Here is a 26,096-nt window from a genome sequence, read left to right on the forward strand (position 1 = left end):
TGCGTCTCGATCACTCCGACCAGCCAGTGCACGCTGCCACGGGCCCGCTCCTCGAGCGAACCCGTGGGCAGGTGCACGTCCTCGATCGGCGGCACGGTGACCAGGAAGCGAACGCTCTCGATGTACAGATCACGCTTGCTGCCGATGTAGTGGTGAATGAGCCCGCGTGCCACGCCGGCGGAGGCTGCCACGTCGGACATCGAGACCTCGGCATACGGTTTGTCACCGAACAAGCGAACGGCGCTGGCCAAGATCTGCGTCCGTCGCTCGTCCGGTTCGAGTCGATTCCACTTGGGTGTACTGGCAGCCGGCATGGTTCTCATGATTGCATCGAACCGACAGCGCGACGCGTCAGAGGTACCGCTCGGTCCGTGGCCGCAGCGACTTCGGCACGACGAACCGATCGCCGTAGCGTGCTCGCAGTTCGTCTGCCCGACGCACGAATCCCTGCAGGCCGCCGTCGAACTGATTGACGAACTGCAGCACGCCACCGGTCCACGCGGGGTAGCCGATGCCGAGAATGGAGCCGATGTTCGCATCGGCGACCGTGCGCAGGACACCTTCGTCGAGGCACGCGATCGAGTCGAGTGACTGCGCGATCAGCATGCGATCCATCATGTCCTCGAACGGAATTCCGTGATCGGGGCGGTGGTAGTGCTCCACCAGGCCCGGCCAGAGTCCGGCCTTGGTGCCGTCCTCGGCGTACTCGTAGAACCCACGTCCGGCCTTGCGGCCCGGGCGATCGAACTCGTCGACCAGGCGATCGACCAGCGCGTAGGAGTTCGAGACGATCCACGGTCGACCGTCTGCGCGGGCAGCCTCGGCCATGCCTTCGCGGATGTGCCGCGAGAGAGTCAGCGAAATCTCGTCCATCAGTGCCAGCGCACCGGACGGATAACCGGCCTGGAGTGCTGCCTGCTCGACGGTTGCCGGGTGCACGCCCTCGGCAACCAACGAGATCGCCTCGTCCATGAACCTGCCGATGACGCGGGTGGTGAAGAAGCCGTGACTGTCTCCGACGACGATCGGCGTCTTGCCGATCAAGCGAACGAAATCGAACGCGCGGGCAAGGGCCGAGTCGCTGGTGTGTGCTCCCACAACGATTTCCACCAACGGCATCTTGTCCACGGGGGAGAAGAAGTGCGTGCCGATGAAGTCCGAGGTGCGTGAGACTCCCTTGGACAGTTCGGTGATGGGCAGCGTCGAGGTGTTCGAGCACAGCAGTGCGTCGACGGTCAGGTACTTGTCGACGGCCTCGAAGGCACTCTGCTTGACGGCAGGATCCTCGAACACGGCCTCGACGACGAGATCGCAGCCCTCGGCGTCGGCCGCGTCGGAACTGGGCGTGATGAGCGCCAGTACCGCATCGGCATCGGACTGGGTCTTGCGTCCCTTCGCGACTGCCTTGCCGAGAATCGAACGGGCGTAATCTTTGCCGCGCTCAGCGGACTCGATGGAGACATCGCGCAGCACGACGGGAACCTTTGCCGAGGCGACGACATAGGCGATAGCGGCACCCATCATTCCGGCACCGATCACCAGCACCTTCTCGGGCACCCGGTGCGGCTCGGCCGTCGGACGAGATCCACCCTTGTTGATGGATCCGAGATCGAAGAACATCGACTGGATGAGGTTGCCCGAAACAGGCCCACAGGCAAGTGCGGTGCAGTGCCTGGTTTCCACGAGCGATGCCGAATCGAAGTCCAGCACCGATCCCTCCACCGCAGCTGCGACGACCGCGATAGGGGCGGGCATCGGCGCGCCCTTGACCTGCTTGCGCACCGTTGCCGCGAATGCAGGCAACTGTGCGGCCACCGCAGGTGAGGCCGCGGTCCCGCCGGGAATCTTGAAACCCTTCTTGTCCCAAGGCTGTACAGCCTCAGGATTGGCGACGATCCAGGCGCGCGCGTTGGCCATCATCTGCTCGTGTGTGTCGACGACCTCGTCGACGAGCCCGAGTTCGAGCGCCTGCGCCGGCCGATACCGCTGGCCTTGCCCGACCACCTGGGTCAGAGCTTTGACGATGCCGAACATGCGGACCGTCCTGGTGACTCCGCCGGCTCCGGGCAGAAGCCCGAGAGTGACCTCGGGGAGCCCGAAGCGAGCGTTGCTCTTGCTCAGGGCAATTCGACGATGACATGCCAGCGCGATCTCGAAACCTCCGCCGAGAGCGGTGCCGCCGAGCGCTGCCACGACCGGCTTGCCCAGCTTCTCGAGCCGGCGAAATTTGTCCTTGGTGAAATCGAGAGCGTCGGCGATGGCCGCATGGTCGGCGGGACCGGCGTCGCGCAGCAGCTCGAGGTCGCCACCGGAGAAGAAGGTGTCCTTTCCGGACGTGACGATGACACCGTCGTACGCATCGAGGTTGGCCTCGAGCCAGTCCACAGTCTGCTCGAGCGATTCGCCGAACGCGGTGTTCATGGTGTTGGTGGACTGTGTCGGGTCGTCCATCGTCAGCACGAGTACGCGGTCGGTGCCGATCTCGCCGGTGATCGTGGATGTCCGCAGAGCAGGGGATGTCGTGTTCATCTCAGTTCCTCGGTCGGTGGTCTCTCGCGGGGTGTTCACAGGCGCTCGATGATGGTGGCGACGCCCATTCCGGCACCGATGCACAGCGTGATCAGTGCATATCGCTCGCCACGGCGCTCGAGTTCGTCGAGCGCCATTCCGGTGAGCATCGCACCCGTTGCGCCCAGTGGGTGGCCCATCGCGATCGCGCCACCGTTGACGTTGATGCGGTCGTGATCGATGTCCAGCTTCTTTGCGTAGTTCAGGACCACGGAGGCAAATGCTTCGTTGACCTCGAACACGGCGATGTCGTCGAGGGTGAGACCGGCTGCGGCCAGCACCTTGTGGGTGGCGGGAACCGGACCGGTGAGCATCAGCGTCGGATCCGATCCGGCAACGACTCCGGCGACGACACGTCCGCGCGGGGTCAATCCGCCTGCACGACCGGCTTCCTCGGAACCGATCAGAACCATCGCGGTGCCGTCGACGATTCCGGACGAGTTTCCGGCGTGGTGGACGTGATCGATGCGCTCGACCTCGGTGTACTTCTGCATGGCGACGGCGTCGAACCCTGCAAGCGCACCCATCTGGGCGAACGAGGGCTTCAGAGCCGCGAGATCGGCTGTGGTGGTCTCGGGTCGCATGATCTCGTCGTGATCGAGCATCAGTCGGCCGTTCGCGTCGAACACCGGGATGACCGACTTCTCGAAGTGACCCATCGACCAGGCGTGCGCTGCTCGCTGCTGGCTGCGCACCGCGAAGGCGTCGACCTCGTCGCGATCGAATCCCTCGATGGTCGCAATGAGGTCGGCGCTGACGCCCTGGGGGACGAAGTAGCTGTTGTAGTTCGTCACGGGGTCGCACGGCCACGCGCCACCGTCCGCGCCCAACGGCACGCGCGACATCGATTCGACACCGCCCGCGACGATCAGTCGATCCCAACCGGACCGAACACGTTGTGCGGCAGTGTTGACGGCTTCGAGGCCCGATCCACAGAACCGGTTCAATTGGACGCCGGCCACGCTGTCCGGCAGACCGGCGACCATGGCAACAGTTCGGGCGATGTCGCACCCTTGGTCACCGACCGGAGTGACGACACCGAGCACTATGTCGTCGATCAGTGCCGGGTCGAGTTGAGAGTTGCGAGAGAGCAACGTGGACAACGTACTCGCGGCCAGATCGACCGGTTTGATGGTGTGCAGTGAGCCGGAGCTCTTACCGCGGCCACGCGGGCTGCGAACTGCGTCGTAGAGGAACGCCTCCATGGCGGTGCCTTTCTGGGCGGGAGTGGAGCCTGCGGAATGACCCTGGATCAGCGGGAGTGGAGCCTGCGGAATGACCCTGGTTTCAGAGCGAACGAGAGATGAGGTCTTTCATGACTTCGTTGGCGCCGGCGTAGATGCGGGCGATGCGGCCGTCGACGAACATGCGGGCAATGGGGTATTCCTCCATGTAGCCGTATCCGCCGAAGAGCTGCAGGCATCTGTCGACCACCTCGAACTGCCGGTCCGTGGTCCAGTACTTCACCATCGCGGCGGTCGTGACGTCGAGTTCGGCTGCGATGTGCTTGGCGACGGCGTCGTCGACGAAGGTGCGGACGACACGGCCGATCGTCGCGCATTCGGCGAGCTCGAACTTCGTGTTCTGCAGATCGAACAGGGTCTTTCCGAAAGCGCTGCGAGACTTGGTGTACTCGACTGTCTGCTCCACGGCGGCTTCGATCATGGCGGCCGCGGCGATACCGCAGATCAAGCGCTCCTGAGGGAGTTGCTGCATCAGCTGGGCGAAGCCGCGGCCTTCCGAGTCGCCCAGGATGTTCGCGGCGGGAATGCGCAGGCCGTCGAAGGTGAGTTCGGCGGTGTCCTGGCCCTTCTGGCCGATCTTGTGCAGCACTCGTCCTCGGTGGAATCCTTCGGTGTCGTCGGAGACCTCGGCGACGAGCAGTGACAGTCCTCGGGCTCCCGCGGACGGGTCGGTCTTGGCGGCGATGATGATCAGATCGCAGTGAGCACCGTTGGAGATGAACGTTTTTCCGCCGGTCACGACGTAGTCGTCGCCGTCGCGCACCGCGCGGGTGGTGATGCCTTGCAAGTCCGAGCCGGTGCCCGGTTCGGTCATCGCGATGGCACCGATCCACTCGCCCGAGCACAGCTTCGGCAGCCACTGCTGCTTCTTCTCCTCGGAGGCGTAGGCCAGGATGTAGTGCGGGACGATGCCGCTGTGCACTCCCAGCTGCATCGACGAGTCGCCGGAGCGGACCTGCTCTTCGAACAGCACGGCCTCGTGGCGGAAGTCGCCTCCGCCGCCGCCGTACTGCTCCGGTACCGACATGCCGAGCAGACCGAGGCTGCCCGCACTGCGGTAGACCTCGCGGCTGGGGCGTCCGGCGGCTGCGAACTCCTCACGGTGCGGCGCGACCTCTTTCTCGAAGAATCCTCGAGCGAGCTGTCGCACGTCCGCGAGCTCGGTGGCGAGTTCGGCGTTGGTGCGGTCTGCGAGTGCAGTCATGGCGGGTCCTTGGCTCGAAGCGCACTGTCGTTTATTGGCGCTGTGCCAATAAACCATGCCTCGCGTATCCACGGATGTCAACAACGGACCTGGAAGGCTCTAGTTCTGCTCGAGAATCGCTGCGACCGATTCGACCTGATCGGCGATACGAGGGCCCCATCGACTCGACACGTCCTCGTCGACCACGACGACCTGGCCCTCGCGCACTGCGGTGGTCGTGTTCCATCCGGGACGGTCGGACACCGATTCGACCGTCACTCCACAGCATTGGGAGTCAGCAAGGAAGACGAAGTCGGGGTCGGCGGCGACGACTCCCTCGTCGGACATCTGGGGATAGTCGCTACCCGCCCCGTCGGCGATGCTCGTCAGGCCGAACAGCCCATAGATCTGACCGATGAAACTGGCGCTCGCCACGGTGTACAGCATCGAATCGAGCTCGTGAAAGTACGTTGCCTCTCGCGCCGGAACGCCGGCGACGGCAGCGTCCACACGCGAGCGCATGTCGCCGACCAGCGTCTCACCCTCCTCGGGGTGACCCGCTGCGTCGGCCACCTGCTCGATCTGGGAATAGGCGTCGTCGATGCTCGTCGCCGCGGGGAGCAGGAGTACCGGGACATCGGCAGCGCCGAGCGCGGCGACGAGTCCGCCGATGTCGTCGGATGCGATGACCAGATCGGGCTCGTATTCGACGATCGCCTCGAGGCTCGGGGTGTACGCGGACAGTTCGGTGCGTGGCGCATTCTCCGGGTAGTCCGACTGGCTGTCGACGCCGACCACTTGATCACCGGCGCCGACGGCGAACAGAGTCTCCGTTGCCGACGGACTCAGCGAGACGATGGAGTCGGGGCGGTCGGCGACGGTGGTGTCGGTCGTCGAGTCCGGCGTGCTGCATCCCGACACAGCGAGGGTGGCGGTCAACGCCACGGCAGTCAGGATTTCCTTCGGTCGCACGTGGTGGACTCCTCGTCGCATTGGTCAGTCGTCGGTGTCAAGAAGCTGACGGTAGGCCTCGGCGAGGAGATCGGCCGCCAGGTCGTCGCTGTGATCGGCTGCGGCAGGCCTACTTTCGGTCATCAACCGCGAATTGAGGGAATAGCAGAGGTCGTCGAACAGGCTGTCGTCGATCCCGAAGGACACTTCAGCTTCGTCGGTCAGCAACGCCCCGATGTCGATCCGCCAGGTCCATACGTCGTGTTCGGGGTACGTCCCACGTGCAGCGGAGACCAACTCGGTCGAGATGGTGAGTTGCTCGTCCGAATACCCCTCGGGGAGATCGGTGTTCACTGTCATTTCGAGCTCGATCGAATCGTCGTCGTCATTGGTGAACTCGGTGACGACCAGCGTATCCAGATCGCCGCATGTGAGCGTCAGAAGTACGCGCTCGTGCGGGGATTCGCGCGTCAAGGCTCCGACCGTCCACCCGTGACGCACAGTGTTCGCGGGATCCGAAATTGTCGTGTTGATGTAGTCGGCGACGATGTTGCGGATGTCCGCGTATGCGAGATGGTCGGACAGCAGCCAGAACCGTCGGCGGTGTTCGGACGTCGAACCGTTCAGTAGCGTCGTGCGCTCGGCTCGCTCGGTCGGAAAGGTGAAGTTCTCGGTTGCCGCCATAGCTGTCGATCTAACTCCCTCGGTGCGGTCATTCCCAATCGGGCCGAACGGCTGGGGTCGGTTGGGTGCCCATCTGGTGTGAGCCGGGCACGCAAAACGGACGAACGACGTCTTCGACAAGACAAGGCCGGGTCGGACTACCGACCCGGCCTTTCTCGTTCGCAGATTACTTCTTCGACACTCGTACGAGCTTCTTGTTGACGAATTCGTCCATTCCCCATGGGCCGAGTTCCCGGCCGACGCCCGAGCGCTTCACTCCACCGAACGGTAGACCGGGGAGGGTGGTGCCGTGCTCGTTGACGAATGCCATGCCGACGTCGAGTTGTTCGGCAACAGTCCTGGCGTTGGCGAGGTCGGTGCTCCACACCGATCCGCTGAGACCGAAGGCAGATTCGTTGGCCAATGCGATGGCCTCGTCGGCATCCTTCACCTTGTAGACGACGCCAGCGGGTCCGAACAGTTCCTCACTGTAGGCCCGCATGTCCGGGGTGACGCCGGTCAGCAGTGTCGCTTCGACGAAGGCGCCGGGACCGTCGATCTTCTTGCCGCCGGTGTGCAATGTTGCGCCCTTGGAGACGGCGTCGTCGATTTGCTCGATGAGGTTGTCGGCCGCGGTCTGCGAGGACAGGGGGCCGAGTGTTGTTTTCTCGTCGAGCGGGTCGCCGGTGACGGTGGCCGCGAACGATTCGGTCAGTTTGGCGACGAACTCGTCGTAGTACGGCTCGGTCACGAGAATTCGCTTTGCAGCGTTGCAGGCTTGTCCCGCATTCGACAGTCGTGCACGAGTTGCCGATTCGACGGTTGCGTCGATGTCATCGGTGTCGAGAACGATGAACACATCCGACCCGCCCAGCTCGAGCACGACTTTCTTGAGGTTGCGTCCCGCTGTTTCGGCGACGCTGGTGCCCGCGCGCTCGCTGCCGGTCAGGGATACGCCCTGCACTCGCGGATCGGCGATCATGTCGGCAATCTGCTCGTTCGTGGCGAAGATGTTGACGTACGCATCCTCGGGCAACGCTGCCTGATGGAAGATCTCCTCCATGAGCAACGCCGATTGCGGGCAGTTCGGAGCGTGCTTGAGCAGAATCGTGTTGCCTAGCATCAGGTTCGGCGCTGCGAAGCGCGCGACCTGGTAGTACGGGAAGTTCCACGGCATGACGCCGACGAGTGCGCCGATCGGTTTGCGCTGTAGCACCGACTCTTCGGCGCCGGGTACGTCGAGTCGTTCCTCTTCGAGTAGTGCCGGTCCGTGGTCGGCGTAGTACTTGTAGATGGCCGAGGACAGCTTCACCTCACCCCGCGCTTCGGCGAGCGGCTTTCCCATCTCCAGCGAGATGCTTCGAGCGAGCTCGTCGGCTCGTTCGGTGTAGATGTCTGCAACCTTGCGCAGTGTCTCTGCACGATGTTGTGGCGACGTGATGCGCCAGGTCTGGTAGCCGGCGTGCGCGGAAGCAAGTGCACGTTCGACGCCCTGTGCGTCGAGCGTTTCGAACTCCTTGACGGTCGTACCGTTGGCGGGATTGACAGTCTTGTAGGTCGTCATACCTCTTCCAACGGGTTCGTGGGGCCTGATTGTTCCGAATCGGACCAATGGGATGCGAACGTGCTGGTCGCGCGGGTGGACGGGTGCACACTCCGGAACCGGCGAATGCCACCGATGTCATTCTCGCGCCAGCCTATTTGTCAAGTACCGACACGTCCGATTTGTTGCGCAAGGCGTATTTTTACGCAACACTCACCACATCAGTCTCATGAGTAACACGAGTCACACGGATCGATGGGGAGCGTTCATGCGCGCACGTACTCGACAGATGGCGGCAGGTGCTGCTCTCACCCTGGTGGCCAGCGGGCTGGCAGTGCTGACGCCACCCACCGCGAGTGCGGAACCATGTGGGGGGATCGGCGGGCCTGGTTCGTCACCGCTGTTCGGATCGTCGGGCAGCGCGGGTGGCGGACCGGACAAGAATCCCCGTGGACCGCAAGGCCCATTGCCCACGATCTCCGGCAACGCCACCTCGGTTGCGTGGGTGACCGGACCGGTGAGCCCCAACAGCACGTACGACCGCTTCGGTATTTCCGGCACCGACCTCGGAATCAGTTGGGACAACGGGGCCGGGCAGACACTGATGGCCTTCGGTGACACGTTCGGCAACTGCTCGGTGCCCGGAGCTCAGTGGCGTAGCAACGTGCTGATGCGATCCGACGACACGAACCTGGCCGACGGCATCAGCGTCGCCGACGGGGTGCCGGGGGATTCGACCTCCGGTGCGGTTGTCCAGCCGGCGGGGTTCGCGAGTGAGGTTATCCCGAGCCTCGGTATCGCAGGCGTGGAGGACACCGTCATTCCGACGGCCGCGATCGCGATCGGAAAAACGCAGTACCTGAACTACATGTCGGTTCGAGAGTGGGGCGCACCCGGCCGGTGGGTCACGAACTTCTCGGCAATCGCAACGTCGACCGACAACGGCCAAACGTGGGCGACCCAACCGGGAACGATCCGGGTCAACGCCGGCGTCACCATTCCGACGCTGCCTCAGGTCGAGGAAAGCAACGGCAAGTATCAGATGAACGCCTACGTCGAGGGCAAGGATGGGTACATCTACCAGTTCGGCACTCCGAACGGTCGATTCGGGGCAGCGTTCGTCGCTCGCGTCGAGCCCGCACGGATCCTGGATCTGACGAAGTACGAGTACTCGACGCAGGACCCGGCGAAGCCGTGGTCGACGAACGTGGCCGATTCGGTGTCAACCGTCAAGGAGCCCGTCAGCGAGCTCTCGGTCGCATGGAACGACTATCTCGGACGCTATGTCATGTTGTACGGCAACGAGATCGACCGCACGATCCTGGCGCGGACTGCCGAGAACCCGGAAGGTCCGTGGAGTGCGCCGAAGACGCTGCTCGACGCGAGGCAGACCGGCGGAGGTATCTACGCGCCGTACATTCATCCGATCACCAGCGGCAACGAACTGTACTTCACGGCCTCGCGGTGGTCGGACTACAATGTACTGCTGTTGAAGACGAACCTCGATCTCCTGAAGTAGTTAGTGCGGCAAGGGAAACGGTCATGTCCGACGAAGCTCTGGTCGAACAAGATGTGGCAAGGCGGCAGTCGATGACAGGGGCGGTTCTCCTCGTCGTCGCGTCGAACGCGGTTGTGATTTGGGTGGTCGCGACGTGGAATCCCGAGAGAGTCTGACAAGCGATGGACGACGCAGCGAACGAAAACTCGCTCGACGAGGACGAACGCGCTGAACTTCTTCGGTTGCGCGAGGAAGTATCGACACTTCGCATGAAGGCCGGTGACGACGCCGCCACCGGCCCTCCCGCGCAGCGCCGACCGCGGAACGGGCTGCGTTGGACGGCTGTCACGCTCTTGCTGATTCTGGTCGCTGTTCTGGCGATCGCATCGGTCACTGCCCGCTTCACGAGAAGTCAGATCCTCGACACCGACCGCTACGTGGCCACGGTCGCACCCCTCGGTGAGAATCCGGCCATCCAGGAGGAGATCACGAACCAGATTACCGACGAGATCTTCACCCGGGTCGACATCGAGGGGCCCACCAAGAGCGCATTGACCGCGCTGACCGACGTGTCGAACCCATCCGCGAACGGTCAGCGCCTCGACCAGGTGGTTGTCGGACTCACGCCCGTGATCACAAGCCAGGCCAGAACTTACGTCAATGACACCGTCGGTGCGCTGGTGCAGTCCCAGCAGTTCGAAGACCTTTGGGTCCAGGCGAATCGGGCAGCCCACAACGCACTCGTCGCGGTGATGACCGGCAATTACGGCGCGAGTTCGGTTGCGGTCGACCAGAGCGGCACCATCAGTATCTCCCTGCGCACAGTCATCGACAACGTGAAGGCCGTCCTGATCGAGCGTGGTTTCGCCTTCGTCGACGAGATCCCCTCGGTGGACAAACAATTCGTGTTGTTCGAGTCACCCGAATTGGTGAGGGCGCAGCGAGCAGTTGCCGCGCTCGATCGTGCCTCCGTGATCCTGCCGTGGTTGGGGATCGCGTGCGCTGCAGCCGCCGTCGCTGTCGCGCCCTCGCGTAGCAGGCTCCGTGTACTGGGCCTCGCAGGGTTGTCGATCGCACTGGGAATGTTCGTTCTGGCAATCGGACTACTCGTCGGTCGTGCGAGCTACCTCGCCGGCGTTCCAGCCGATGTGCTCTCGACCGATGCCGCAGCTGCGGTGATCGACACCGTCTTGGTTCCGCTCCGCACGACCCTGCGCGCGGTTGCAGTCCTCGGCCTGGTCGTCGCGATCGGCGCCTATCTCATCGGTGGCTCGACGTCCGCTGCGGCCGTGCGTCGCGGTTACGGGCAAGGACTGGACTTCATCCGCGGATCCGGGAGCGGCAGGCCCCCGAACGATGTGGAACGCTGGGCAAATCAGATTCGAATTCCGCTGCAGTGCATGATAATCGGAGCAGCTGCGGTGTTGCTGATGTTCTGGCCGTACCCAACGGGTCTGGTCGTGTTGTGGATCGCTGTCGTCGCAGTACTGGCCCTCGCGGGACTTAACCTACTCGTCCGCCCTGCCCGAGTGTTCGCCTCGTCCACGGGCTTGACGGCGACGGCTACGACGGCGCCAGCAGCGCCGACGGACGATTCGCAGACCCGGATGGAATAGAAATGCAGAAGTGGTCGGACTCAGCTCGGGAAAGCCGTCTGCCAGAGCCGACCCCAGTCGAGCACCGGCGCAGAAACACGTACCCCTGGCCTGTTTCGGGGAACCAGCACCCGCAAGGCACCTGGGTCTACGGTGCACCGCACGGGAGTGCGGAGCAGAAGCGACTCACCGTCGACGCCCACGGGGATCTCCGGGGTGTCGGAGTCCACAGTCACCTCTCTCGCCGTTGTCTGCGTCAAACCACGACCATTGTTGCGGCGCAGTAGATCGACCGCTTGTCGGGTATTCGCCACCGACAGCGTGACCACGCCGAGGACGCCCCGATCGAGACGATCTCGGCGACTGAGACCCGCAACGTCACTGGTGCCATAGGCATTGTTGCTCACCAGAACTGCTTGCGGTTCTTCCACCTCGGTGTCACCGATATGGGCAACCAACCGAGGGCCGGAGTGCCCGGTCAGCAGATCGGGGAGCAGTTTCAGCACGGTTGCAGCCTTGTCGTCTCGGTATGCGGGGCTGCGTACGATTTCGGCGTACACCCCGAAAGATACGTTGTTGACGAAGGGTCGGCCATCGACCGCGCCCAGATCCACGCGCAACTCGACACCATCCCGGAGTGCATCCAGCGATCGGGCCGGATCGGATCGATCGAGGCCGAGATCCATCGCGAAGTGGTTACGTGTTCCGGCGCTGATCACCAGGAATGGTAAGTCGTGTTCGGCCGCGACCGCGGCGACGAGCGCCTGGGTACCGTCCCCGCCGGCCACCCCCAGGAGATCCGCCCCCTGCTCGACAGCCTGCCGGGCCAGGGCGGTGACGTCGACAGTGCCAGGGCCTTCGAGTAGCGCTACGTCGGCCCCCAAAGCCTCGGCTTTGCGCCTCAAGTCGAACTGTGCGACCTTCCCGCCACCGGAATGCGGATTCATGATCACGAACGGATGCTTCGCTGGCGAGGCGGGGTATTCGGGCATGTCCGTCTCCGCGCGGCTTCTGCGCAAGGCGGCACGGGCGCAGACGCTCGCCGCGAGCGCGAGCACGTAGACAAGTACAACCACCCATAGCAAGTTGGCCCGGACGAAGACGGCGAGAACGATGACCGGCGTCGCGATCGCAACTCCCAGGGTTATCCACCTGAGCACCCCGCGCCGGGTGAGGAACGAGTACAACGATGCCACTGTGACCACGACGCCACCGATTTCCACGACGAGCAACGCCACGGTGCCCAGCACCCCGGCGAAAAGGACGGGCACCACCGCCGCAGCCACTGCCAACACGAATGCTCCACGGGCCCACCAACGCCGACTATGGTCACTGACGTCGGCAAAGTCCGATTCGTTCACGTGACAGCCCTCTCCGGTCTCGCATCCATTCCCTGTGGCAGTACGACTCTTCATCGTATGTCCATCTATTGGCTGCGGAGGCGCGCCGCGGCATCTCATCCGAGACGGGTGATTTGCAATCGAACGACCAGCTGCATAGTCGTGGGACTACAGCTGCCAGGCGGGTGAGTTCATGACTGCTGCAACGAAAACAGGTTCGGGGCTTGTGCTGACGGTGTTGGCGTCGAGTCAGTTCTTGATGACGCTGGACAGTTCGGTCATGAACGTGTCGATGGCTCAGGTTGCTGCGGACCTCGACACGACAATTACCGGGATCCAGACGGCGATCACGCTCTACACGCTGGTGATGGCGACGCTCATGATCACCGGGGGCAAGATCGGCACCATCATGGGAAGGCGCCGAGCGTTTGCCCTCGGTCTCGTCATCTACGGCCTCGGGTCGCTCACCACGGCGTTGGCACCGAATCTTCCGGTGCTGTTGATCGGGTGGTCGCTGCTCGAAGGGATGGGTGCGGCGCTGATCATGCCTGCCATCGTCGCGTTGGTTGCGGCGAACTTCCCGCCCGAAAGGCGATCAGCAGCATACGGTCTGGTCGCTGCGGCGGGCGCGATGGCGGTGGCGGCGGGGCCACTGATCGGGGGAGCGGTGACTACGTTCGCGTCGTGGCGGTACGTCTTCGTCGGCGAGGTCGTTCTCGTCATCGTGATCTTGTTGGTGTTGCGTCGCATCAACGACGTTCCGCCTGCACGAGTTCGGCTCGATCTGATCGGCTCTGCCCTCTCGGTGGCCAGCCTGGGTCTGATCGTGTTCGGGGTGCTCAGATCGGGCGAGTGGGGGTGGATTCAGCCGAAACCGGGAGGCTCCGAAATCGTGGGCATGTCACCGGTGATCTGGCTGCTGTTGGCCGGAACGATGCTCCTGTACGTATTCATGAGATGGCAGACGCATCTTGCCGAGTCCGGCAAAGAACCGTTGATCGATCCGCAGCTGTTTCGCAACCGGCAATTGACCGGTGGGCTCACCATGTTCTTTGCGCAGTTCACCGTCCAGGCGGGCGTCTTCTTCACCGTGCCGCTGTTCCTGTCGGTCGTTCTGGAATTGAGCGCCCTGCAGACGGGCATACGACTCATCCCGCTGTCGATTGCGTTGCTCGTCGCTGCTGCGGGCATTCCGAAGCTGTGGCCTCACGCGAATCCGCGTCGAGTTGTGCGGTGGGGTCTGGCGTCGATGATCATCGGCATCCTGGTGTTGGTGGCAGGACTCGATCCCGGTGCCAATGCCAGCATCGTGGCGATACCGATGCTTCTCATGGGCTTGGGGCTCGGGGCCCTGGCCTCGCAGCTCGGCGCGGTGACGGTTTCGGCCGTCCCGGATTCGCAGAGCGCTGAGGTCGGCGGGCTACAGAACACTGCCACCAATCTCGGTGCATCGCTGGGAACTGCACTGATCGGGTCGGTACTCATCGCAACCCTGAGCGCGACGATCATTGCGGGCATTCAGTCGAATCCCGAGGTTCCGGCGCCGATGAAGGAGCAAGCCACCACAGAGCTCGCCAGCGGTGTTCCATTTCTGTCCGATAGCCAGCTGGAGGCTGCCCTGAACGAGTCGTCGGTGCCGGAATCGACCGCTCAGGAGATACTGGACCTCAATGCGGACGCTCGGCTCGAGGCCCTCCGAGTAGCCCTGGCGCTGGCAGCTCTGCTGGGGCTGACAGCCTTGTTCTTCACGGGGAACATTCCGCGGCAGGCTCCGTCCGCTCAGGTGCCCGAGGACCCGTAATCTGGAACCTGTCCGTCGAGATCGAGACGAGCATGCACTACCTGCCGTCGAGGTTCGAGTGGTCCGAGCTAGAGAATCGTGTATCCGCCGTCTACGAGAACATCTGCACCGTTGATCATCGACGCGCCCGAAGACGCGAGGAACACAGCAACGCTGGTGACATCATCGGTTTCGGCGAACCGGCCGACCGGGATACGAGCGCGCAGCGCATCGCCCTTCGGATTGGACCACGCCTCGCGGCCGAGCGGTGTCATGACGACCGTGGGGGAGATGGTGTTGACGGTGACGCCTCGGCCCGCCCATTCGGCGGCCAGGACCTTGGTCAGACCGAGAACGCCGAACTTCGATGCGCAGTACGCAGCGTGTTCGGAGATGGCGACGGTCGCCGCTTGCGATGCGATGTTGATGATTCGACCGGACCCTCGGGCGAGCATGGTGCGTCCGAATTCCTGACACATCAGGAATGTGCCGGTGAGGTTGACGTCCATCGTCAGGTTCCAGAACTCGTCCGACAGGTATTCCGCCGGGCCGAGTCGAGCTACCCCGGCCGAGTTGACCAGGACGTCCACGCGGCCCAGATCCTCGATCACCGAGCTGACCGCCTGCGAGACGGACACGCGGTTCGCGACGTCGCACGCCACGCTGCGCGCTCCGATGTCTGCGGCGACCGAGGCAGCCGCATCGCCGTCACGATCGACGAGCACCACTTCGGCGCCCTGAGCAACGTAGGCCGCGCCGATCGCAGCCCCGATACCCGATGCACCACCGGAGACAACGGCAACCAATCCGTCGAACGACAGATCTACGGGCGGGGGCACTGCGGTCATTGAAGTGGCCTTTCCGGTGGTGAATGGAGTTCGGGGCGGAACGGGCCGAGGTGGGCACCGTCCCGCCCCGAAGTGTGTGCGGGTGCGGAAACTACTGTCCGGGGATTCCCTCGTTGGCGATGTCGCCCGTTTCGAGGTTCGCCGCCGTCAGGTCGACGAGTCCGTCGAGGAATTCCTGACGGTTGGTCACGACGTGCTCGATGGCGACATCGACGTTCTCGGACGTGATCGCGGGCATCACGTAGACCGGGTCGGTGTCGACCTCTTCGCCCTTGGCGATCTTGTTGGCCACTGCGAGGCCGGCGGAGAGTTCGACGGTTCCGTTCTGCAGCGACGTGCCGATGAACTCGCCGCTCTTGACCGCGTTCAGGCCGTCCTCGATCCCGTCGATGCCGACGATCGGGACGTCGGTGCGCCCGGCTTCCTTCAGTGCTTGCAGTGCGCCGAGGCCCATGTCGTCGTTCTGCGCGACGACACCGTCGATCTGATCGCCGAAGCTGGAGAGCCAGTTCTTGGCCTTGTTGACCGCTTCGTCACGCTTCCAGTTGGCGGTGTCCTTGGCGAGGACCTTGATGTCCGGGTAGTTCGCAAGTACCTGGTCGATGCCTGCGCCGCGGTTGATTTCGCCTGATCCGCCGAGCGGGCCCTGCAGGATGACGATGTTGCCGCGTCCGCCGAGACGGTCCGCCATCATCTGCATTTCCTGCGCGCCTGCCGCGACGTCGTCTGGCTGAACGTTGCCCGAGATCTGGTCGGTTTCGAGTGCGGCGTTCACTGCAATGACGGGAATGCCCTTGTCCTTGGCGGACTGGACCTGTGGTGCAAGCGAATCAGCCTGTGCGGGAACGACGATGATCGCATCGACGCCCTGGTTGATGAGCGAGTCGACCTGGCTGGCCTGGACCGACACGTCGTTTCCAGCGGAGTTCCACAGCAGTTCGATGTTGTTCGCCGCGGCGTAGGTCTCCATGCCTTCCTTGCCTGCGGTGATGAACGAGCTCATGTCGTACACGGTGACGCCGATGCGCGTCTTGCCGTCCTGTGCGCTGGTATCGCCTGCGCCGCAGGCGGTGACGCCGACGGTGAGCAGGCCAGCGGCCGCCACGGTCAGCATCTTGGAAGCAAACTTCATTGTCATCTCCGAATCGGTGGGTGGGTACTGGACAGAGTCTTTTCGGGGCGATCAGACTCTTCGTTTGGACGACCAGACGTCGACCGAGACTGCGGCGACGATCAGAACTCCCTTGATGACGTCCTGCCAGTAGGCGGGAACGACGAGAAGGTCCAGACCGTTGTTGAGCGTTTGAATCATGAACAGGCCGAGTGCAGTACCCCAGATGGTGCCGCGCCCGCCCATCAGGCTCGCGCCGCCGATCACGACTGCAGCGATGGCGTCGAGTTCGTATCCCTGGCCCAGGTTGGGAGGGCCGGAGATGACACGCGATGCCAGCATGACCCCGGACAGACCTGCGAGCAGGCCGGACAGAGCGTAGACACTGAACAGCACGTTCTTGGCGTTGATTCCGGCGATCTCGGCTGCGGTTCGGTTGCCGCCCACGGCGTAGACGCGCATGCCGTAGGCAGTTCGCTTCATCACCACGGCCAGCACCACGATGCCGATGATCATCACGAGAACCGGTATCTGCAGGCCGAATATCTTGGTGTTGGCGATCTGGCCGAACTCTGCCGGTAGACCGTTGATCGGCGCGCCACCGCCGATCACATACGCGAAACCTGAACCGGCTGTGAGCATACCGAGTGTTGCGATGAAAGGTGGCACATTGATCCGAGATACCAGAAATCCGTTGATGCACCCTGCGGCGAGCCCGACGGCCATGGCGATGAGCACCGTCATCCAGATCTGACCCGGGTTCGCCTTCGCCACTGCAGCCGATGCCATTGCCGAGACTGCGATGACGCTACCGACCGAGAGATCGATGCCGCCGGTGAGGATGACGAGAGTCTGGCCGAGAGCGATCAGTGCAAACGGTGCCGCTGCGACGAGAATCGTCTGCAGGTTGTCCGCGGTGCCGAAACGTGCACTGCGGTAAGAGAAGTACGCGATCACCAGGAGCATCACGATGACCATCGAATAGCGTAGTGCGAGGGCTCCGGCCCAGGCGCTGGAGAACCGGCGGACCGGCTCGCCCGTAGTGGCCGAGACGGAAATCTTCTCGTCCGGATCAGCGACGGGTGTTGTCACTGTGGTGCCTCCTCGAGTGACGACCGCTTGTCGGTCGTGGTGGTTGTGGTCGGTGACTGCTCGTTCCGCGTGTTTAGCGCGGTGGCGAGGCGGAACACCGAGTCCTGAACTTCGGGATGATCGAGCGCGTCGCGGTCGAGTTCGCCGACGAAGGCTCCCTCGCGCATGACGAACGCGCGGTGCGACAGACCGACGATCTCCGGCATGTCCGACGAGGCCATCACGACAGCCATTCCGCGGCTGGCGAATTCGGTGATGATTCGGTAGATCTCTGAGCGTGCTCCGACATCGACTCCGCGCGTCGGCTCGTCGAGAAGCAGCACGTCGACCGTACCGGTGAGCCAGCGTGCCAGCACCACCTTCTGCTGATTTCCACCGGACAGGGTCCCGACGCTCTGGCCGATTCCCCGGCTTCGCAGCCGAACGGAGTCCATGGCGCTCGTCACCTCGGTCGCCCTGGCCTTGTTGCGCAGCCATCCGGCGATGCTGAACTTCGACAGCCTCGGAAGCGATCCGTTGTCCAGCACACTCATCGACAACACGACGCCGTTGACCTTGCGGTCCTCGGGCACCATGGCCATCCCTGCGGTGATCGCCGCGGCGGGCTTGCCCTTGGGCACGGTCCTTCCGTCGACCTTGACCGTTCCCGACGTCACCGTGCGCATACCGAACAGTGCTTCGAGCAGTTCGGTGCGTCCCGCTCCGACAAGACCTGCGAGGCCGACGATTTCGCCGCGCCGAACCGTCAAGTCGATCGGCGCCGACGCGCCGGCTACATGAAGGTTCTGGACTTCGAGGACAACGTCTCCGATGTCCGTTCCGACCGTCGGGAAAAGGTTTTCGAGTTCGCGGCCGATCATCGCGGTGACGATGTCGTCGTCGGTGATGTCGGTGAGCTTCTCGTCGGTGATCAGCTTGCCGTCGCGCAGTACGACGACGCGGTCGGCGATAGCGCGGATCTCGGCCATCTTGTGGGTGGTGTAGACCATCGCGACACCACGATCGCGCAGCTGCCGCATCACCCTGTAGAGGCCCTCGACCTCGCGCTCGGAGATGGCCGACGTCGGTTCGTCGAGCATGACCACCTGAGCGCCGGTGCGTGCAGCCTTGACGATCTCGATGATCTGTCTCAGTCCGACAGGCAGACTGCCCATGCGCGCGGTGGGGGAGATGGTGACGTCGAAGACGCTCAACGCCTCCGCTGCCTCCTTGATCATCGCGCGACGATCCAAGAAAATGCCGCGGCGCTTCTCGCGTCCGACGAACATGTTCTCGTACACGGACATATCGTCGATCGATGCAAGTTCCTGCGGGACGATCGCGACCCCGTGCCGGACAGCGTCCCGTGAGTCGCCCGACGAGAGTTGGTGTTCGCCGATCATGACCGTTCCGGTATCGGCGCGGAGCTGACCGGTGGCGATCTTCATGAGCGTGGACTTGCCCGCGCCGTTCTCGCCGGCGAGTGCGGTGACGGTGCCCGGTTCGAGGTCGAGAGATATTCCCTTGAGTACCGGCACCCCTCCGAAGCTCTTGGTCAGGTCCTGGCATTCGAGCAAGGCGGTCATGCTCGATCACCCACGGTGATCAGTACTTTCACGTGCTCCGGATCGGCGGATGCTGCAAACGCCTCGGCGGAGCGTTCGAGTGGGAATTCGGCTGTCACGAACTCGTCGACTGGAATCGAACCGTCGCTGAGCATGTCTATCGCCTCCTGAATGTCTTCGCGGACGTACATCAGAGCGCCGGCGACGACGATCTCGCGGTCTTGGATCTTCTCGAGGGGCACGGGCGTGACCCCGGCTGCAACGCCGACGACAAGTACCGCACCGCCCTTGTCGACGAGATCGATCGCCTGCGCGATCGAGGACTCACGTGAGACGCAGTCGATCACGACGTCGGCGGGACCGCCGAGCGCGTCGTGAGCAACTGTCACCGCGTCGGCGGCAACGGGATCGACACTGCCGACTGCTCCCAGTCGCTCGGCCCGGGCACGCTTGGACTCGAGCAGATCGGCGACGACGACGATGGCACCGGCGCGGCGGGCCGCGAGCAGAACGAACAGACCGATCGGACCTGCGCCCAGCACGGCTACTCGTTTCCCGTCCAGCCCGCCGACGAGACTGCCTGCGCGGCGGACGGCGTGGACCGGCGTCGCGAGGGGTTCGATCAGCGCTGCGTGACGGTCGTCGAGATCGTCGGACAGTGGCACCACACGGTCCGAAGCGATGGTGAAGGCGTCGGTGAGGCCACCCGGGGTCTGGCAACCGAACACGGCCAGTTCGGCGCAGATGTTGTACCGTCCGGCGTCGCACTGGGTGCAGTGCCCGCACGCCAAGTTCGGTTCGACGACAACGCGGGTGCCGACGAGGCCGGGGTCTGCGCCGTCGCCGACGGCATCGACGACGCCGACCACCTCGTGGCCCGGGCGGAACGGAAGGTCGATGAACGGGTGACGACCATGCGCTGCATGGATATCGGAGCCGCAGATGCCGACGATGGTGCTCCGCACCCGCACCTCACCGGGACCGGGTACCGGCGTCGGCACAGTCTCGACGCTGACACCGTCGATGCCTTCGACGAGAATGCGCCGAACCGTCTCGGTGCTCACCATGCGGTGTAACCCCCGTCCGCGACGAGAACCGAACCCGTGATGAAACTTGCTGCGTCACTGGCGAGGAAGACGACGCTGGGTGCGATCTCTTCCGGCAGCGCGTACCGCTGCATGGGTGCGTCGTCGATCCAGTAGCGCTTGAGATCGGGTCGATCGACGGGTGCCATCTCGGTCTTGCAGTATCCGGGCGCGACCGCGTTGACGCGGATTCCGAGTGGGCCCCACTCTGCTGCCAAGGATTTGGTGAGGTGATGCACGGCGGCTTTCGATGCGTTGTAGGCAGGCTGCATCTGCGGGCGGTTGACGATGATGCCGGACATCGACCCGATGTTGACGATCGAACCGCTGCCACGCTCGTGCATGTGAGCGCCGACGGCAATGCTGCACTCCCACAACGCCTTCACGTTCAGGTCGAATACGCTGTCCCACTCGTTCTCGGTGACGTCCCAGGAATCGTTGTGGTAGCAGGTACCCGCGTTGTTGACGAGGATATCCACGTGGCCGAGCGCGTCGATGGCCTCGGCGGTCATCCGCTCGATGTCGGCGCGGTTGGTGATGTCGGCGGTGATCGCGGTGAATTCGTGGCCTTCGGAGGCAGCTTCGGCGACGACCTTCTCGTTGCGCTCGGCGCTGCGTCCGGCGATGGCTACGCGCGCCCCTGCTTCGGCGAGTCCGAACGCGAACGCACGGCCGAGACCTTGATTGCCGCCGGTGACGATCGCGGTACGTCCGGTCAGATCGAATGGATTCTTGCTCATGTGGGCACCACTATCGACTTGAGGCTGGCAGGGTCGGTGTCACTGTCGAGCGCGTCGGCGACGTGCTCGAGGTCGTAGCGTCCGGTGACGAGTCGATCGAGATCGACCAGGCCGGAGGAGACGAGATGAATTGCAGCAGGCCAGGTGTCGGTGTACCGGAATACGCCGGTCACGGTGATCTCCAGGTTCTGGATGTGGCTGATCGGAAGCGGGTAGTTGTCCGCGCCCATACCGACCAGGACCACACGTCCGGCAGGCCCGACGGCGAGAATGCCGCTCTGTACGGCCGGCACAGCTCCACTGGCGTCGACGAATGCGTCGACCTGTGGATCGAGCGCAGCGACGTCGACGGTCATGGGATCGATTACCTCGGTGGCACCGAACGTCAATGCGCGTTCGCGTCGCGATTCGACCGGGTCCGAAACCACGATGCGGGCCGCGCCGAATGCACGTGCGGCCTGAGCAGTGATGATACCGATCGGTCCGGCACCCGCGATCAGGATGGACGATCCTGGGGCGATGTTCGCCTTGCGCATCGTCGTCACCGCGACGGACAGAGGTTCGAGCAGTGCTGCGGCTTCGTCGGACATCGAATCCGGTATCGGGTGGGCGAAGTCGGCATCGATGGTGACGTAACGGCAGAACGCGCCGTCCACCGGAGGCGTGGCGTAGAACTTCATGTCGGGGCAGAGGTTGTAGCGTCCGGCCATGCATTGGGTGCATCGACGGCATGGGTGTTGTGGTTCGACGGCGACGCGCTGACCGACACGGCCCGGGTCGACGCCGTCACCGACTGCGGCGATCCTGCCGGACAGTTCATGGCCGAGAATCATCGGTTCGTCGACGACGAAGTCGCCGATGCGCCCCTCGCGGTAATAGTGCACGTCGGATCCGCAGACCCCGACGGCGGCGACCTCGATCAGCACCTCGTACGCCGCCGGTGTGGGAACGGGGCGATCCTCGATCTCGAGGGTGCGCACGCCGGTCATCACGCTCGCACGCATCGAGGATGCGGGAGATGTTGGTGTCATGGTTGTCCTTCCAGCGGTGAGCAATCGGTAAGTAGCGCGCGTCCGACGACAAGCGTGGTGGCGCCGGCGGAGCGGCATCGGGGTATCGACTCGGGTGTGACGCCGCCGTCGACGGTGACGGCAGTGCGCCGAGAGAACGTTTCGACGAGCGCCAGGCGGGACAGATCTGCGGCGCCGGCTGTGCCCGGTTCGAGCAGCATGACGAGAACGCCGTCGTATCCGTCGAGATCGGCGTCGGCGGGCGCCTCGTCGTCGAATTCGTCCCAGACGGCGGCCCACAGTCGCGTGGCCCGGTGGTCTCGGATTCCGATCGGCAGATACAGATCAGCGCAGTCGGGGATGCTCTGCAGCAGCCCTCGAACTCCCGATGCGCTGCCGATCAGGTGAATTCCGAGCATGTCGGGCGGAACCTGCGCGGCGATGCCGTCGAGTTCGGCGACGGCTATCCCTCGTGGCAGTCCTTCGTTCGGGACCATCACATCGACGTGCACTGCGATTCCGGCGTCGACCAGTGCGCGGGCGGCGTCGACCCGACGCCCAGGGGTTGCCGCGTAGATGCTTCCCGCGAGATGAGTTGCGTGGCCGACGTGCCACGGGGCCAGTGCGACGCTCACTGTGTGACCGGCCGATCCAGCACGTCGACGGCCGCGGCCCGCGCCCAGTTTCGACGGACAGAGTCGATGTCGCGCCCGGTATCGCGGGGAAGAACGGTTGTCCTGGCCCGCGGTGCCCATCGATGGGAGAGCGCGACCATCGCGTCGACGTCGAGTTCGGCTGCGACGGCTGCGGCCTGGACGCAGGCTCCTCGCGCCGTCGCCTCGTCTGTGTCCGGCACTGTGACGGTGTCACCGGAGAGATCGGCGAGCAGCTGCAGAGTTGCGCGCGAGCGTGCTCCGCCGCCGACGACCGTAATCGTTCCCTCACAACGGATCCCGAACGAACGGATGGCATCTCGACCGGACAGCAGCGACAGGAGCGGGCCTTCGAGGAACGCACGCGCCATCTCGTGCCTGGTGGTGGCCGAGGTGAGATCGGTGAGCATCCCCCGCGCGTAGGGGCGGTTCGGGGTGCGCTCACCGTCGAGGAAGGGCACCAGCGTCGGCCCGACGGTCGGTCCGGCGGCGAGGGCCAGCTCGGCGAGTCCGGCGTGGTCGGTACCGAGAATGCGTGCCGCGGTATCGCCGACTCGTGCCGCATTCAGCGTGCAGATGAGGCGGCAGATATCCGCCGGCGGTGTCGGCGACACCGTTGACGATTCCGCCTTCGTCGAATACCGGAGTGCGGGTGGAGGTGGCCACGACGCCCGAGGTGCCGAGCCCGACGTACTGGTCACCGTCGGTCAGGCCGAGACCGAGGTAGGCGGCATGCTGGTCTCCAGCGCCGGCCGCGACCAGGACAGGCCCGGTGATACCGAGCTCGGATGCGGCGTTCTCGGTGAGAAATCCGGCGGGCTCGGCTCCGGCAAGGACCGTCGGCAACATCGGGAGCCAGTCGCGCGCACCGGCGGCGACGTCGAGGATGTCGGGCAGCCACGTCGAAGTCTGTGCGTCGAAATATCCCGTACCCGAGGCGTCGGAGCGATCGGTGACAGCCCGACCGGTGAGGCGGAAGGTCAGGTAGTCGTGCGGGAGAAGGATGCGTCGAGTGGCGTCGAGCACCGACGGTTCGTGCTCGGCAACCCAGGCGAGCTTCGCGATGGTGAACGCCGCGGTGGGCAGCGATCCGATGCGTCGTACCCACGCGGGGCCGCCGATCGTCTCGACCAGTTTCGACAACTGTTCGGCGCCGGTGGTGTCGTTCCAGAGCTTGGCGGGCCGGAGGGGTTTTTCGTCTGCGCCGAGGAGGACGAGGCCGTGGCACTGTGCGGCGACGCCGATTGCGGCGACCTCGGTCTCGCCGGCTGTGTCGAGAGCAGCTCGGACTGCAAGAACAAGGGCGTCCCACCATGACGTGGGTTGCTGCTCGCTGCAGGGCGGGAAAGCCGGTGTGTGCGGGGCGGATCCCGACGCCACCAATTCGCCGGACTCGGCGTCCCGGACTTCCGCCTTGCAGGACTGGGTCGAGGAGTCGATTCCCACGACCACCCGTCGCGTCACAGCGCTACCACCGGTGCGTTGTCGCCGGTGCGTACGTCCTCGCGGGTGCCGACGCCGCCGGCCGGGTGCAGGTCGACGACGTCGCGCATCGTATGTCCGGTCAACGCCATGGCGACGACGCCCACAGCGTCGCCCCACGCGCCGACGGCCAGGGTGCTGGTCAGCGCGATCATGTCGCCGGGGTCGGCACCGGGTGCGGTCGTGGGTAATTCGACGATCTCGGTCGCGGCTGCCGCAAACGGCGAGTCGGCGGCCTCGGTGACCGCGACGACATGGATACCCCGTCCGACCAGGCCGCTGACCAATTGAGTCGATTCAACAGAGCGGCCGGTCTTGGAGATCGCCAGAACCAGATCGTCAGTGCCGACGGCTCCCATTCCGCCGTGCAGGGCGTCCATGGACGGGAGGTAGAGAGCGGGAGTTCCACAGACCGACAGCAGATGCGCGAGACGTTCGGCCATGATCCCCGATGTGCCGGAACCCGTGGTGATGACCTTGCCCGTGGTGCTGACCGCTGCGCGGGCGATGCGTACGACGCTCGGCTCCACCACGTCCACCAACGAATCCAGGCCCGCGGCTTCGCGGACCAGGACGGTACGCGCGAGACGCCGTAGATCGGCGTCGTCGAGCTTGCTCATATGTTGTGCCTCACTGCTCACATGACTAGTGACACGGATCATGCAAGGACCTAAGCTCGTTTGTCAACGGGCCCGCTCATATGAGCGCTGTGCAATGATGCTGAGGTTGGAACGTGGAAGGGTGGGGGGATGCCCCAAGAGCAAGACGGTCGCAGAGTGGGTCCCGAGGAGCTGATCCAGCGGGGGTTGATCGCACGCCGGTATTACGTCGATGGGCGGACGCGGGTGCAGATCGCGGACGAATTCGGGCTGTCGCGATTCAAGGTTGCGCGCATGCTCGAGGACGCGGTGTCGTCGGGCATGGTCGAAATCACGGTGCACGCACCGGAATCGATCGATATCGAGTTGTCGCGTGCACTCAAGGACACGTTCGATCTTCGAATGGCATTCGCAGTGCGCACCATCACCGGCGGCGAAGGCGAACTGTGGGACGCCGTCGGACGAGTGACGGCCGACCTTCTGACCGAGATCGTCACCCCATCGGATGTGCTCGGGGTGGATTGCGGACGAACCTTGGCGCGCATGACAACTCATCTCGATTCCATTGCTGCGTGCGACGTCGTGCAGCTCACCGGGATGGCGGGCGAGATCGGGTCGAATTCAGCCGAGTTGGTCCGCCGCATCACGGCGCTCGGGGGCGGGCGAGCGTGGTCCATGTATGCACCATTGGTGGTATCCGACGCGCAGACATGCGCGGCGTTGCGCAGCAGTCGGGGTATCCAGGAGACGCTGAGTCATCACCGGTCGGTGACGAAAGCTGTTGTCTCCATCGGTGCGTGGAATCCCGGTCTGTCTCAGGTGTACGACCTGCTCGCTCCGGGAGAAGCGCAGCAGTGGGCGGATCACGGCGTGGTGGCCGAATCGTGTGCGTTGATGCTCGACCGCGACGGGCGGCGAATTCACGGTCTCGATGATCGGCGAATGGGTGTGTCGGAGGAGTCGCTGCGGAGTATCGAACATGTCATCGCGATCGCGGCGGGGGAGTCGAAGCGGGATGCGGTGTTGGCGGTGCTGAAGTCCGGCTTGGTGTCGTCGTTGATCATCGACGCGAACACGGCGGCGAGTTTGGTGCGCTGACGGTCTTTTTCGTGGACGAGCGACGCTCCGCGTCAGTGGCGCGGTTAAGTGCATCAGGGTGCACTCAACCGCGCCACTGCGGCGGAGCCGCCCTCGGCCACAGCGGAACCGCCAGGCTCAGCGCTTCCAGCGAATTCTGATGGGTCCCTTGGCCGTCGACGGGTCGACGACGGATCCCTTCTGGGTGATCTCCACTTCGCCGGCGTCGACCAAGCGCCGGGCCGCACGCCGCACAGGTTCCATCAGCTCGCGCCACTCGTTCTCGGACATCGCACGCGCCACGTCCGACGGGCAGATCGTCGAGTCACGAGAGCGCGCATCGAGAAGCTCGCGAATCTTTGCTTCGAGCTGGCGGTCCGATGCGGTCACTGTGCGTCGCCGGCAGGCATCGCTGCAGTATTCGATGTCATCCCAGTTCTTCTCCCACTTCTTGCGCCACTCGATGCGCCGACCGCAGGATGCACACGTC

The 26,096-nt window shown here is 64.3% G+C and carries 25 protein-coding genes; 5 read left to right on the top strand and 20 right to left on the bottom strand.

Features of this window, described 5'->3' with window-relative positions:
* The 7 genes from A2J03_RS17695 to A2J03_RS17725 form a co-directional block, all read right to left on the bottom strand.
* A partial coding sequence (locus A2J03_RS17695; protein WP_231912579.1) for a TetR/AcrR family transcriptional regulator occupies positions 1–323 on the bottom strand: 323 nt, incomplete at its 3' end.
* 28 nt (positions 324–351) lie between these two features.
* Positions 352–2,529: a 3-hydroxyacyl-CoA dehydrogenase NAD-binding domain-containing protein gene (locus tag A2J03_RS17700; protein WP_068376422.1), complete on the bottom strand. Its 2,178-nt coding sequence runs from the start codon at positions 2,527–2,529 to the stop codon at positions 352–354.
* A 35-nt stretch (positions 2,530–2,564) separates the two neighbouring features.
* Positions 2,565–3,773 carry an acetyl-CoA C-acetyltransferase gene (locus A2J03_RS17705; protein WP_068376379.1) on the bottom strand — a complete coding sequence of 403 codons (1,209 nt, stop codon included), beginning with the start codon at positions 3,771–3,773 and terminating at the stop codon, positions 2,565–2,567.
* A gap of 82 nt (positions 3,774–3,855) precedes the next feature.
* A complete protein-coding gene (locus tag A2J03_RS17710) occupies positions 3,856–5,016 on the bottom strand; it encodes an acyl-CoA dehydrogenase family protein (protein ID WP_068376381.1) in 1,161 nt (386 codons plus the stop codon).
* Positions 5,017–5,115: 99 nt separating this feature from the next.
* Positions 5,116–5,988, bottom strand: a complete 873-nt coding sequence (locus A2J03_RS17715) for an ABC transporter substrate-binding protein (RefSeq protein ID WP_068376383.1) — start codon at positions 5,986–5,988, stop codon at positions 5,116–5,118.
* Between the two features lie 3 nt (positions 5,989–5,991).
* A complete protein-coding gene (locus A2J03_RS17720) occupies positions 5,992–6,630 on the bottom strand; it encodes a hypothetical protein (RefSeq protein ID WP_068376385.1) in 639 nt (212 codons plus the stop codon).
* Positions 6,631–6,796: 166 nt separating this feature from the next.
* Positions 6,797–8,173, bottom strand: a complete 1,377-nt coding sequence (locus tag A2J03_RS17725) for an NAD-dependent succinate-semialdehyde dehydrogenase (RefSeq protein ID WP_068376387.1) — start codon at positions 8,171–8,173, stop codon at positions 6,797–6,799.
* A gap of 268 nt (positions 8,174–8,441) precedes the next feature.
* Here A2J03_RS17725 and A2J03_RS17730 point away from each other — a divergent pair, with 268 nt between their 5' ends.
* From A2J03_RS17730 to A2J03_RS17735, 3 genes are read left to right on the top strand one after another with little or no spacing between them, the layout of a single operon-like run.
* Entirely contained in the window at positions 8,442–9,671 is a 1,230-nt protein-coding gene (locus A2J03_RS17730; RefSeq protein ID WP_156520434.1) for a DUF4185 domain-containing protein, read from the top strand.
* 23 nt (positions 9,672–9,694) lie between these two features.
* A complete protein-coding gene (locus tag A2J03_RS31895) occupies positions 9,695–9,826 on the top strand; it encodes a hypothetical protein (protein WP_269455219.1) in 132 nt (43 codons plus the stop codon).
* 6 nt (positions 9,827–9,832) lie between these two features.
* Positions 9,833–11,266 carry a hypothetical protein gene (locus A2J03_RS17735; protein WP_068376391.1) on the top strand — a complete coding sequence of 478 codons (1,434 nt, stop codon included), beginning with the start codon at positions 9,833–9,835 and terminating at the stop codon, positions 11,264–11,266.
* Positions 11,267–11,286: 20 nt separating this feature from the next.
* Here the strand turns inward: A2J03_RS17735 and A2J03_RS17740 are convergent, their stop codons facing one another.
* On the bottom strand, positions 11,287–12,606 hold the full coding sequence (locus A2J03_RS17740) for a diacylglycerol/lipid kinase family protein (RefSeq protein ID WP_068376392.1): 1,320 nt from the start codon (positions 12,604–12,606) through the stop codon (positions 11,287–11,289).
* Between the two features lie 172 nt (positions 12,607–12,778).
* Between A2J03_RS17740 and A2J03_RS17745 the strand changes: the two genes are divergently transcribed.
* Positions 12,779–14,386 (top strand): MFS transporter, encoded by a 1,608-nt coding sequence (locus A2J03_RS17745; RefSeq protein WP_068376394.1) that lies wholly within the window; start codon positions 12,779–12,781, stop codon positions 14,384–14,386.
* Positions 14,387–14,454: 68 nt separating this feature from the next.
* Here the strand turns inward: A2J03_RS17745 and A2J03_RS17750 are convergent, their stop codons facing one another.
* The 11 genes from A2J03_RS17750 to A2J03_RS17795 form a co-directional block, all read right to left on the bottom strand.
* On the bottom strand, positions 14,455–15,213 hold the full coding sequence (locus A2J03_RS17750; protein ID WP_068376396.1) for a GolD/DthD family dehydrogenase: 759 nt from the start codon (positions 15,211–15,213) through the stop codon (positions 14,455–14,457).
* 91 nt (positions 15,214–15,304) lie between these two features.
* On the bottom strand, positions 15,305–16,345 hold the full coding sequence (locus tag A2J03_RS17755) for a substrate-binding domain-containing protein (protein ID WP_068376398.1): 1,041 nt from the start codon (positions 16,343–16,345) through the stop codon (positions 15,305–15,307).
* Positions 16,346–16,396: 51 nt separating this feature from the next.
* Entirely contained in the window at positions 16,397–17,416 is a 1,020-nt protein-coding gene (locus tag A2J03_RS17760; RefSeq protein WP_068376400.1) for an ABC transporter permease, read from the bottom strand.
* Positions 17,413–18,981: a sugar ABC transporter ATP-binding protein gene (locus A2J03_RS17765; protein WP_068376402.1), complete on the bottom strand. Its 1,569-nt coding sequence runs from the start codon at positions 18,979–18,981 to the stop codon at positions 17,413–17,415. The genes A2J03_RS17760 and A2J03_RS17765 overlap by 4 nt, the downstream gene beginning before the upstream one ends.
* On the bottom strand, positions 18,978–20,027 hold the full coding sequence (locus A2J03_RS17770; protein WP_068376404.1) for a zinc-dependent alcohol dehydrogenase: 1,050 nt from the start codon (positions 20,025–20,027) through the stop codon (positions 18,978–18,980). Before A2J03_RS17770 ends, A2J03_RS17765 begins: the two co-directional genes overlap by 4 nt.
* Positions 20,021–20,785 carry an SDR family NAD(P)-dependent oxidoreductase gene (locus A2J03_RS17775; protein ID WP_068376411.1) on the bottom strand — a complete coding sequence of 255 codons (765 nt, stop codon included), beginning with the start codon at positions 20,783–20,785 and terminating at the stop codon, positions 20,021–20,023. The genes A2J03_RS17770 and A2J03_RS17775 overlap by 7 nt, the downstream gene beginning before the upstream one ends.
* A complete protein-coding gene (locus A2J03_RS17780) occupies positions 20,782–21,816 on the bottom strand; it encodes an NAD(P)-dependent alcohol dehydrogenase (RefSeq protein WP_068376413.1) in 1,035 nt (344 codons plus the stop codon). The genes A2J03_RS17775 and A2J03_RS17780 overlap by 4 nt, the downstream gene beginning before the upstream one ends.
* A complete protein-coding gene (locus A2J03_RS17785; protein WP_068376415.1) occupies positions 21,813–22,430 on the bottom strand; it encodes a hypothetical protein in 618 nt (205 codons plus the stop codon). Before A2J03_RS17785 ends, A2J03_RS17780 begins: the two co-directional genes overlap by 4 nt.
* Positions 22,427–22,909 (bottom strand): FGGY-family carbohydrate kinase, encoded by a 483-nt coding sequence (locus A2J03_RS31730; protein ID WP_231912580.1) that lies wholly within the window; start codon positions 22,907–22,909, stop codon positions 22,427–22,429. Before A2J03_RS31730 ends, A2J03_RS17785 begins: the two co-directional genes overlap by 4 nt.
* Positions 22,890–23,912: an FGGY family carbohydrate kinase gene (locus tag A2J03_RS17790; RefSeq protein WP_231912581.1), complete on the bottom strand. Its 1,023-nt coding sequence runs from the start codon at positions 23,910–23,912 to the stop codon at positions 22,890–22,892. Before A2J03_RS17790 ends, A2J03_RS31730 begins: the two co-directional genes overlap by 20 nt.
* On the bottom strand, positions 23,909–24,550 hold the full coding sequence (locus A2J03_RS17795) for an SIS domain-containing protein (RefSeq protein WP_231912582.1): 642 nt from the start codon (positions 24,548–24,550) through the stop codon (positions 23,909–23,911). Before A2J03_RS17795 ends, A2J03_RS17790 begins: the two co-directional genes overlap by 4 nt.
* A gap of 129 nt (positions 24,551–24,679) precedes the next feature.
* On the opposite strand from A2J03_RS17795, the gene A2J03_RS17800 reads away from it, so the two are divergent.
* Entirely contained in the window at positions 24,680–25,627 is a 948-nt protein-coding gene (locus tag A2J03_RS17800) for a sugar-binding transcriptional regulator (RefSeq protein WP_068376418.1), read from the top strand.
* Positions 25,628–25,744: 117 nt separating this feature from the next.
* On the opposite strand, the gene A2J03_RS17805 is transcribed toward A2J03_RS17800, so the two are convergent.
* Positions 25,745–25,996, bottom strand: coding sequence for a DUF3253 domain-containing protein (locus A2J03_RS17805; protein ID WP_068376420.1), 252 nt, complete (start codon positions 25,994–25,996; stop codon positions 25,745–25,747).
* Positions 25,997–26,096 lie beyond the last annotated feature (100 nt).

Source organism: Rhodococcus sp. EPR-157 (assembly GCF_001647195.1).
GTDB lineage: Bacteria > Actinomycetota > Actinomycetes > Mycobacteriales > Mycobacteriaceae > Rhodococcoides.